Annotated in this window: 10 protein-coding genes; all 10 read left to right on the top strand. The window is 51.4% G+C overall.

Annotated elements, in window-relative coordinates; translation table 11 throughout:
* The first annotated feature begins 222 nt into the window (after window positions 1–222).
* The 10 genes from COY37_RS05660 (at window position 223) to fabK (ending at window position 9538) form a co-directional block, all read left to right on the top strand.
* Window positions 223–738, top strand: a complete 516-nt coding sequence (locus COY37_RS05660) for a YceD family protein (protein ID WP_286679246.1) — start codon at window positions 223–225, stop codon at window positions 736–738.
* A gap of 17 nt (window positions 739–755) precedes the next feature.
* Window positions 756–1511: a head GIN domain-containing protein gene (locus COY37_RS05665; protein ID WP_286679247.1), complete on the top strand. Its 756-nt coding sequence runs from the start codon at window positions 756–758 to the stop codon at window positions 1509–1511.
* A gap of 64 nt (window positions 1512–1575) precedes the next feature.
* Entirely contained in the window at window positions 1576–2598 is a 1023-nt protein-coding gene (locus COY37_RS05670) for a metallophosphoesterase family protein (RefSeq protein WP_286976662.1), read from the top strand.
* Between the two features lie 258 nt (window positions 2599–2856).
* Entirely contained in the window at window positions 2857–3036 is a 180-nt protein-coding gene (gene rpmF / locus COY37_RS05675; protein WP_286679249.1) for a 50S ribosomal protein L32, read from the top strand.
* A 95-nt stretch (window positions 3037–3131) separates the two neighbouring features.
* Complete coding sequence (locus tag COY37_RS05680; protein ID WP_286679250.1) at window positions 3132–3437, top strand: CoA-binding protein; 306 nt, start codon at window positions 3132–3134, stop codon at window positions 3435–3437.
* 64 nt (window positions 3438–3501) lie between these two features.
* Entirely contained in the window at window positions 3502–5232 is a 1731-nt protein-coding gene (locus COY37_RS05685) for an acetate--CoA ligase family protein (RefSeq protein WP_286679251.1), read from the top strand.
* Between the two features lie 7 nt (window positions 5233–5239).
* Window positions 5240–6298: a phosphotransacetylase family protein gene (locus COY37_RS05690; protein ID WP_286679252.1), complete on the top strand. Its 1059-nt coding sequence runs from the start codon at window positions 5240–5242 to the stop codon at window positions 6296–6298.
* A gap of 264 nt (window positions 6299–6562) precedes the next feature.
* A complete protein-coding gene (gene plsX / locus COY37_RS05695) occupies window positions 6563–7576 on the top strand; it encodes a phosphate acyltransferase PlsX (RefSeq protein WP_286679253.1) in 1014 nt (337 codons plus the stop codon).
* Window positions 7569–8573: a beta-ketoacyl-ACP synthase III gene (locus COY37_RS05700; protein WP_286679254.1), complete on the top strand. Its 1005-nt coding sequence runs from the start codon at window positions 7569–7571 to the stop codon at window positions 8571–8573. The genes plsX and COY37_RS05700 overlap by 8 nt, the downstream gene beginning before the upstream one ends.
* Window positions 8573–9538, top strand: a complete 966-nt coding sequence (gene fabK / locus COY37_RS05705; RefSeq protein ID WP_286679255.1) for an enoyl-[acyl-carrier-protein] reductase FabK — start codon at window positions 8573–8575, stop codon at window positions 9536–9538. The genes COY37_RS05700 and fabK overlap by 1 nt, the downstream gene beginning before the upstream one ends.
* Window positions 9539–9612 lie beyond the last annotated feature (74 nt).

Below are 9612 nucleotides of genomic sequence, written 5' to 3' on the forward strand. Positions count from 1 at the left end.
GCTCAGAATGACAGGCAACAGCAGTCTGTGAGTGTTCTCTAGATTCGGAGTTTATCCTGAGCGATAGCGAAGGACCTGCTCAGAATGACAATTGCTGGCGTTTAGAATGACACTTTGAGATGCGAGGTAACAAGTATATGGCTTTTGCATCGCATTAAACGGGTATTAATATAGTTACAAGACAAGCGGGATAGGCGAAAATCAAAAGTTGAGGTTGAGAAGATGAATAAAGCGGTTATAGACGTAAGAGACATCATCGATGATATCGGGGCCGAAGAGGAATTCTCGTTTGAGGAAAAGTTCTCTCCTATTAAGACAGAGACGACAAATATCGAATTCGTCGAACCGGTGAAATTCGATATAAAAGCGCAGAACACCGGCTCGGGCATTCGCATCAAGGGCCATATAAGATCGGCGCTTAAACTCGTATGCAGCCGTTGCCTCAACGAATTCAGCTTTCCGGTCGACTGGGCGATAGACGAGATATTCTATAAACCGCCGGCCCCCGAAGAGGAAGCCTACACTATGAAAGACAGCACCATCGACCTCGGCCTTCCCACCGACGAAGAATTCGTGCTTGCTATTCCCATGAAACCTCTATGTAAAGAGGCCTGCGGGGGAATCTGCCCCATCTGCGGCGAACCCATAACCGGAAAGCACAAACCGCACGAAGAAGTAAAAATCGACGCGAGACTTGAAGTGCTTAAAAAACTGCTCGAGGACCAGGAGCAAAAGTAATTACTAAAGGAATAGGTATGAGAATCGATATATCCGGAGCGAGAAAGACCATTTCGCTCGCTATTATAAGCTTTCTTCTTATTGCTATCGCCGTATTTTTAGGATCGTGCGGGGGCGTTGTTGTTGGTTCGGGAAACGTAAAGACAGAAACCAGGGATGTGCGTAACTTTAATAGGATTTCGCTGGACGGGATGGGTAACCTCATTATCAAGCAGGGCGATACGGAATCCCTTAAGATCGAAGCCGAGGATAACATCCTTCCGCAGATTATAACTGCCGTTAACAACGGGCAGCTGGATATAAGCTTCAAAAGGGCGGGCTTTCCGATTAGGCTTGTGCCTAGCAAACCGATAAACTTCTTCGTAACGGTAAAAAACCTCAACGGCATCGACCTCTCGGGCGTGGCTAATATTAAAGAGGCCAAGATAAAGACGGATACGATGGATCTTTCGACAAGCGGGTCGAGCGACGTAACCCTTAACATTGAAGCAAACGAGCTTACGTCCAGGTCGTCGGGGTCGACCAAGTTCAATATGTCGGGTACGGTCGACCGCCAGCAAGTGGACATCAGCGGGTCGGGCACGTACTCGGCGGCGGACCTTGCCAGCCAAGACTGCGGGGTCACCATCAGCGGCTCGGGTAGCTGCACCGTTAGGGCCAGCGGCACACTTGATGTCCGTATCAGCGGAAGCGGCGAGGTATCCTATATCGGCAATCCCTCGGTAGCCCAAAGCATATCCGGCTCCGGCACGGTTCGAAAACTATCTCGTTAATCTATCACCCGGCCTCTAACGATGCCATCTTTAATTAGCCGCCAAAAGGATATATGATAGTCGTATGCCGTCAACACCAAACCGAAGTCGCATCATCTTAATAATTATATTTATGGTATGCCTGGTCGCCGCAGTAGGCATCGTTCTGGCATCGCCACCTGTATCCGACAAAGGGTCGTCGGCTGTTGCAAGCAAAACGGTCGGCCCCGCAACATTCCAATCCCAGGAATCAACCCCGGGTGCGCCGTTTCGCTTTGTTGTTATGGCTGATAGCAGGGGCTCTACCAAGGGCGTGAATGAGTCGGTGCTGCGAACGATTATGGGGAAGGTAAAAAAGCTTTCGCCACAGCCCAAGTTCGTCTTTTTTACGGGCGATATGGTCGGCGGCGGTCCCACGGTAGCACGACAGCTGGATTTCTGGAAAAGCGTTATGGATGATTACTATCCGCTCAAAGCCATCTACCCGGCAATCGGCAACCATGAGGGAAAAGAGCCGGTTTTCTCAAAAGCGTTTACATATCTGCCAAACGAAATGGTGACCGGCTACGGCCACACGGTCTACTGGATTAATTACGGCAATGCCGATTTCTTTGTCCTTAACTCAAACCGCTCGCATGAAGTAACGGCCGCCGAACGCAACTGGCTCGATAAGGCATTGAAAAATAGCGCAAAGAACCTACACTTTGTCTTCGTCCACGAGCCCGCCTATCCCACGGGATCGCATTTGGGGTCGTCCCTCGATGCTAACAAGCTTTCGCGAGATAAATTATGGACGATATTTGACGCGCGTGGCGTAACGCTCGTGTTCGTAGGCCATGAGCACAACTACGCGCGCCGCCACATCGACTCGGCCATGAATGAGACGATAAAAGGTACGAGATTTGGTTTTAAGCGAAAGATATACCAGGTGACAAGTGGATCCGTCGGGGCGCCGCCTACTTCGACGTATAAGAGTAAAACCGGTGTGGATGTACCTCCAAAAGCGGTCTATAACTACTCGGTCGTAGATGTTTCCGGCGGCAAGGTAAGCGTACGGGTCTTCGACTCAAAAAACAAATGTATCGATAAATTCTCGATAGGCAAGTAACAGGCACTCTACTACACTTGCTTCTCACAAACCCTCACCCAGACCCGTAATACCATTATTCTGGACCCTTGACTCAGGCCTCCGGAACCTAATAGGGCTGGACATAACAGCCGCTCGCATGTAAAATAAATGCTGTTGTTTAAGCCTATCCAAGCCTGCGTCTTGGCAGGCTTTTAGTTTTGGTGTAGCATTTTAGTTTGTTATGGGTAAGAAACGCATAACTTGAAATTTCTAGATGTTCCGGGGAGGTGCTAATAGATGGCAGTACCCAAGAGGAGAACCTCAAAAGCAAGAAGAGACTCACGTCGCGCTCACTGGAAAGCGGTTTCCGGTCCGGCACTGGTGGAGTGTCCGCAGTGCCACGAGCAGAAACTGCCGCATCGCGTATGCTCGTCATGCGGGTATTATAACCGCAAGCAGGTTCTTGAAGTCGAGTAGTAAAAGCTTTAAAAGCCACAGAAACACACATAAAAGAATATGTTAGATGCAAGACACAAGATATGCAAAGTAAAAACCCTCGATAGGTGGTTTACATGCTTGATGTGTTGTTTTGCCCAAAGGGAGTTGCGGTTGTCGGGGTGGGCCGGGAAGAGGGAAGCGTCGGCCACGAAATATTCGACAACATACGAGCAGCAGACTTTAAAGGTAAGTATTTCGCCGTGAATCCTAAAGCACAGGAAATTCACGGCGAAAAAGTTTATCCATCCATAAAGGATATTCCGTACCCCGTCGATCTAGCCGTCATCGTGGTCCCGGCCCATCTGGTCCCCCAGGTTATGGAGGAGTCGGGCGAGAAGGGGGTCAAGGTGGCGGTTATTATTTCGGCCGGGTTGGTTTAAAGAGACCGGCATCGAGGGCGCCCGCCTCGAGCACCGGGTAATAGATATCGCCAACCGATACGGGATGCGTGTTTTAGGCCCCAATTGCCTCGGCGTCTCAAATACCGGCTGCGGTCTTAACGCAACGTTTGCAAAAGAAAACCCTATTACCGGGGATATAGCGATGATATCGCAATCCGGGGCGCTTCTGACCGCAATCCTGGATTGGGCCAAGGCCGAGCGAATCGGTTTCTCAAAGGTCGTAAGCCTTGGAAACAAGTCCGATATCAGCGAGATCGACCTGCTTGATGCCCTCAAGGATGATGAGCAAACCAAAGTCATCTGCGCCTACATGGAAGGCATTAACCGGGGTCGTGAGTTCATAAACACGGCGGCCATAGTCTCAAAAAAGAAGCCCATTATCGCGATAAAATCGGGCGTTACCGATGCCGGCGCACGGGCGGTTTCCTCGCATACGGGGACGCTTGCCGGTTCTAATCAGGCATTTGACAGCGCATTCCGGCAAAGCGGCGTCATACGCGCCGATTCCGTCGAAGATCTTTTCGATTATGCGGTAGGTTTTGCCTATCAACCCCTTCCGCTAGGCAGAAACGTGGCGATTCTAACCAACGCGGGCGGGCCGGGCATTATGGCGACGGATGCCTGTGAAGAACACGGTGTGCCTCTGGCTTCGTTCGAGCACGAGACGGTCGATGCGCTTCGGGCCGTATTACCTGCCGCGGCGGGTGTATATAACCCGATTGACGTGCTTGGCGACGCCAAGCCCGATAGGTATCGCACAGCGATGCAGATAGCGCTTAACGATGCCAACGTAAACGCCATGATCGTCATTCTTACCCCGCAGGCCATGACCGACATCGACGAGACCGCGCGTACAATCGTCGAGGTTTCACACGCTTTTCCCGAGAAACTGATCTACGCCTGTTTCATGGGGCGGGCCGACGTCGCATCGGGTGTTAAGATATTAACCGATAACAAAATTCCCAACTATTACTATCCTGAAAGAGCCGTAGCAACCCTGGCCGCGGTACTTCATTACATAGAATACCTCAACCAGCCCCCGCAAACGTATGAGGTATTCAAGGCACGCAAGGCAACCGTTAAGGATATCTTCGAGGATGCCGGGCGGCATGGCAGAAGAAATCTACCCGATATCCAGGCATCCCAGGTGGCGGATGCCTACGGGATACGCATCGCGCGCTCTATCCTCGCACACGATGTGGACGAGGCCGTACGGGTGAGTAAGTATTTTGGATTCCCGCTCGTTCTGAAGATAGCCTCGCCGGATATCCTGCATAAAAGCGACGTCGGGGGTATAGCGGTTGCCATAAAAGATGAAGCCGAACTCGAGAATTCATACAATCAAATTATCGCCAACGTAACGAGGTTTATGCCGCAGGCCGGAATCTGGGGCGTAAGCGTCCAGGAGATGATATTCGGGGCCAGGGAAACGATTATCGGCGTAAACAGAGACCCCCAGTTCGGCCACCTGATCCTGTTCGGCCTCGGTGGTATTTACGTTGAAGTCCTGAAAGACGTAGCGTTTAGAATCGCCCCCGTATCCAAGCAAGAGGCCAAAAAGATGGTACAGGAAATACGCGCCTATGCCTTACTGCGGGGCGTGAGAGGGCAGCCGGGCGCCGATATAGATGCGATTGTTGCCACAATTCTGAAAATATCCCAGCTCGTAACGGATTTTCCGCAAATCATCGAGATGGATATCAACCCGTTCATGGTTCTCAATAAAGGTCAGGGCGGTGTCGCCGCTGACGTTAGGATTACGATAGGAGAGTGAGGGAGAGATGGCGGTCCTATACATTGTTTCAACCGAGGCATATTCAGGGAAAACGGGCTTGTGCCTGAGCCTCGGGTTAGAGTTACTGGAGAGGGGCTTTAAGATCGGCTACATGAAACCGGTCGGCACACTTCCCGGGATAGTTAACGATAAAATAGTCGATCTTGATGCGTACTATATTCTCAAACACCTTGGCATCGAGGAAAACCTAGAGGATGTCTCGCCGATCTCTTTAACCCGCAAATTCATGCACGCACACCTCAGGGGCGAAGAATGCGACTGCAGCAGCGTCATAAAGAAAGCGTTCGATAGGATATCTAAGGGCAAAGACATCATGCTGCTTGAAAATGGGGCTGACGTAAACGAGGGCCGGTTCATCAATGCGGCCGCATTCCAAATCGCCGGGGAGCTAAACGCAAGCGCGCTCTTTATCGCGCGGTTTCGCTCGGAACTTGTGGTTGACGATATTCTCGCGGCGCGAGATTTAATGGGCGACAGGTTCCTGGGTCTCGTCTTAAACCAGGTGCCGAGCAGCCAGCGCGAAACCGTCGATATGATAATCCCTTACCTTAAGAAGAAGGGGATTACAACTTACGGCATACTTCCCCAGGATAAGACGCTGATGTCGGTAACAGTTGGCGAAATCGCCGACCATTTAAACGGCACCATTCTGACCGCCACCGAAAAAACCAACGAGCTGGTCGAAAACTTCATGGTTGGGGCCATGGGCCAGGAAAAGGCGCTTCGCTTCTTCCAGCGCACCGCAAACAAGGCCGTTATCACGGGCGGCGACCGTGCAGATGTTCAGCTTGCGGCGCTCGAAACGCCGACAAAGGCACTCATCCTTACCGGCAATATGCAACCCAGCCCAATCGTGATGGCCCGCGCCGAAGACCTCGGCATCCCGATGATTCTGGTGGACCTCGATACGCTGCACGCGGTTGAAAAGACGGACGAGCTGGTCGGTCGCGTCCGAATCCACCAGGCCCAAAAGGTGGAACGCTTCCGCGAACTGGTACGATCTAACATCAACGTGGATGGGATTATCGCAGATTTAGGGCTATAAAAGTACATAGCTTTACATCCTGCATACACCGCCCTATAAACCGGATATTATCAAGCACGCTTACATACAGATGCTAAACCGCCAGCTCTTTACTATTGCCTGATAGCAGCAAAATCCTGTAATCTTATTATCTAGTAATTGCTTGCAGAATAGCGCCTGGAAATAGATTTCTGCTGCAAAAAACGATTTCGTGATATCTTAGAGTATTGATACCTGAATACAACCCAGATAATTAAACAGCAAATAACGAGGCAGCCAATACGAATGAAGAATATAGTAGTTGCAGTCGATGTGATGGGCGGCGACCGCGGCCCGGATGAGATGATCAAAGGTGTTTTAAGCGCGGCGCAGATCGTCCGGCACGTTGATATCGTTCTTCTGGGACCGGAAGACCTTCTACAATCCAAACTTGAAAAAATCGAGCATCCGAATAACATCAAAATCGAGAATGCGCCCGATGTTATAAGCATGAGCGACGAGCCGGCCTGGGCCGTTCGAAATAAGGGGCAGTCGACGATAGTCGTCGGCAGCAAGATGATAAAGAAAGGCAAGGCGCACGCGCTTGTCAGCCCTGGGAATACGGGTGCGATGATGGCCGCCGGCCTGCTCATTATGGGCAGGATAAAGGGCGTGTCCAGACCCGCGATAGCAATCCGGTACCCGGTGAGAAAAAGCGATGTTTACCTGATGGATGCGGGGGCGAATGCCGATTGCAAGCCCGAGAACTTGCTCGAGTTTGCAATTATGGCGAACATATATCTGAATTCGGTTATGAAGATCGAGAATCCATCGATCGGGCTTCTCAGCATCGGCGAAGAACATACTAAAGGTAACGAGCTGGTCAAAGAGACATACCGGCTGCTTGAAAATTCCGGGCTTAATTTTTACGGTAACGTCGAGGGGCGGGATATCCCGCGAGGTACGACCAACGTGATTATCTGCGACGGCTTTACCGGCAACATCGTTCTTAAGCTTTCCGAGGCGCTTGTTAAGGAAGTATTCGTGGAGCTAAAGGCAGTCATCAGCAGCTCGCTGGTCGGCAAAATCGGCGCGTTCTTGTTGAAACCGAGTCTTATTAAACTAAAGAAACGGCTCGACCACGAGGAATACGGAGGGGCGCTTTTGCTCGGCGTCAATGGGGTCAGCATTATTTGTCATGGAAGCTCGTCCGCAAAGGCGATACATAATGCGATACTTCTTGCGGTAAACGCAGTTGAAGGCGGCGTCGTCTCTAAGATTAAAGATGATCTGAAAGGAAAAGCAAGGATTAATGTCTAAAATTTCAGTTGGAATCGTGGGTGTTGGCGTTCACGTTCCTGAAAAAGTACTGACCAACTTCGACCTGGAACAAATGGTCGATACAAGCGATACCTGGATACGCACGCGAACAGGTATCGCAGAACGGAGAGTAGCCGCAGAAGGCATCGCAACATCCGACCTCGCGGTCGAAGCGGCTAAAGCGGCACTTGATGATGCGGGAATTACCGCGGACGAGGTAGACCTCATACTGGTCACAACCTCTACCCCGGATATGATTTTCCCGTCGACGGCTTGCCTAGTGCAAAGTAAACTTGGGATTGCCGGATGCGCGGCGTTCGATCTTCAGGCCGCTTGCACCGGCTTTGTGTATGGATTTACGGTTGCGGCGCAGTTCATTGAAACCGGAATGTATAAGACGGTCCTTTTGATCGGCGCCGATGCCTTTACAAAATACGTAAACTGGCAGGATCGAAACACCTGCGTGCTCTTTGGCGACGGGGCAGGCGCAGTTGTGCTTCGCCGGGTCGATGATGGTTACGGACTGCTCAGCAGCTATCTTGCAGCGGATGGAAGTGGCGCTGACCTGCTCAAAATCCCCGCAGGAGGATCGGCCTTGCCGGGAAACGAATACTCTATTGAAAACAACCTTCACTACGTCCAGATGGTCGGGGGCGAAGTGTTTAAGTTTGCGGTGAGGATTTTGCCTGAGGCCGGCACAAAAGCACTTGAAAAAGCGGGCCTTACCGTAACCGACGTCGATTATCTTGTACCGCACCAGGCGAATATCCGCATAATAAACGCGGCGGCGGATCGGCTCGGTATCAACAAAGAAAAAATCATTGTAAACTTAGAAAAGTACGGGAACACGTCCACGGCCTCTATTCCGTTGGCGCTCTACGACCTGTACGCATCGGGAGGCCTCAAGCGGGGCGACGTATTGCTCTTTGTCGGCTTTGGGGCTGGGCTTACGTGGGGTGCCAATGTTATCAGATGGTCTGAGGGAGGGGGAAGGTAGTGATTCGAACGAGACTTTGCGATTTACTTGGGATTGACTATCCGATTATACAGGGGGGTATGGCCTGGGTATCAACGGCCGAGCTTGTCGCCGCCGTTTCCAACGGTGGTGGTTTAGGTATTATTGGCGCAGGTCATATGCCGACCGACATACTGCGCCAGGAAATACGCAAAACCAAGGAGCTTACCGACAGGCCCTTTGGTGTGAATTTAATGCTGCTAACCCCCCATATCGAAGAGCTGATCCAGGTATCGCTGGAGGAACACGTCCCCGTTGTGACGACAGGCGCCGGGAATCCGAGTACGTTTATCAATAAGTTTAAAGAGATAGGGACAAAGGTTATTCCGGTTGTGCCGTCTATTGCGCTTGCCCAGCGGATGGAAAAAGTTGGTGCAGACGCCGTAATAGCAGAGGGTACCGAATCGGGCGGCCACATCGGCGAGCTTACGACAATGGTGCTCGTACCGCAAGTTGTGGATGCGGTAAGCATTCCTGTTATCGCAGCCGGCGGTATCGCCGATGGGCGTGGCCTAGCGGCGGCCCTGGCGCTTGGCGCTGCCGGCGTGCAGGTTGGAACCAGATTCGTCTGTGCGACAGAATGCACCGTGCATGAAAATTACAAGCAAAAAGTTCTTGGTGCAAAGGACAGGGACACAACAGTTACGGCGCGCTCAACAGGACATCCGGTTCGGGTGTTAAAAAATAGGCTCACACGCGAGTTCGAGCAGATGGAAAAAGAGGGGGTCCCGGTAGAAGAGCTAGAATCCCTCGGCGTCGGCAAACTACGTCTTGCCGCTAAAGAAGGCGACGTCGATCACGGTAGCGTGATGGCCGGTCAAGCAGCGGGTCTGGTCAAAAATATCATGCCTGCGGCGGCAATCATCAAAGAAATGGCAGCCGACGCAGAGAAAACCATCGGCAAGCTCAGGGACATCATTACAGCCGGTAACCCTATTAAAGTGTAGCAAGAAATTAAGATACGGTAATGTAAGATACGATAATGTAAGTCAGCTGTCATTCTGAAGCGTTGTGAAGAATC

The sequence above is a fragment of the Candidatus Aquicultor secundus genome (assembly GCF_002791875.1).
GTDB lineage: Bacteria > Actinomycetota > Aquicultoria > Aquicultorales > Aquicultoraceae > Aquicultor_A > Aquicultor_A secundus.

Coding starts and splice junctions, on each gene's coding strand:
- COY37_RS05670 (WP_286976662.1), top strand. CDS start 1,576: ATGCCGTCAACACCAAACCGAAGTCGCATCATCTTAATAATTATATTT.
- COY37_RS05690 (WP_286679252.1), top strand. CDS start 5,240: ATGGCGGTCCTATACATTGTTTCAACCGAGGCATATTCAGGGAAAACG.
- COY37_RS05685 (WP_286679251.1), top strand. CDS start 3,502: ATGCGTGTTTTAGGCCCCAATTGCCTCGGCGTCTCAAATACCGGCTGC.
- COY37_RS05680 (WP_286679250.1), top strand. CDS start 3,132: ATGCTTGATGTGTTGTTTTGCCCAAAGGGAGTTGCGGTTGTCGGGGTG.
- plsX (WP_286679253.1), top strand. CDS start 6,563: ATGAAGAATATAGTAGTTGCAGTCGATGTGATGGGCGGCGACCGCGGC.
- rpmF (WP_286679249.1), top strand. CDS start 2,857: ATGGCAGTACCCAAGAGGAGAACCTCAAAAGCAAGAAGAGACTCACGT.
- COY37_RS05660 (WP_286679246.1), top strand. CDS start 223: ATGAATAAAGCGGTTATAGACGTAAGAGACATCATCGATGATATCGGG.
- COY37_RS05700 (WP_286679254.1), top strand. CDS start 7,569: ATGTCTAAAATTTCAGTTGGAATCGTGGGTGTTGGCGTTCACGTTCCT.
- COY37_RS05665 (WP_286679247.1), top strand. CDS start 756: ATGAGAATCGATATATCCGGAGCGAGAAAGACCATTTCGCTCGCTATT.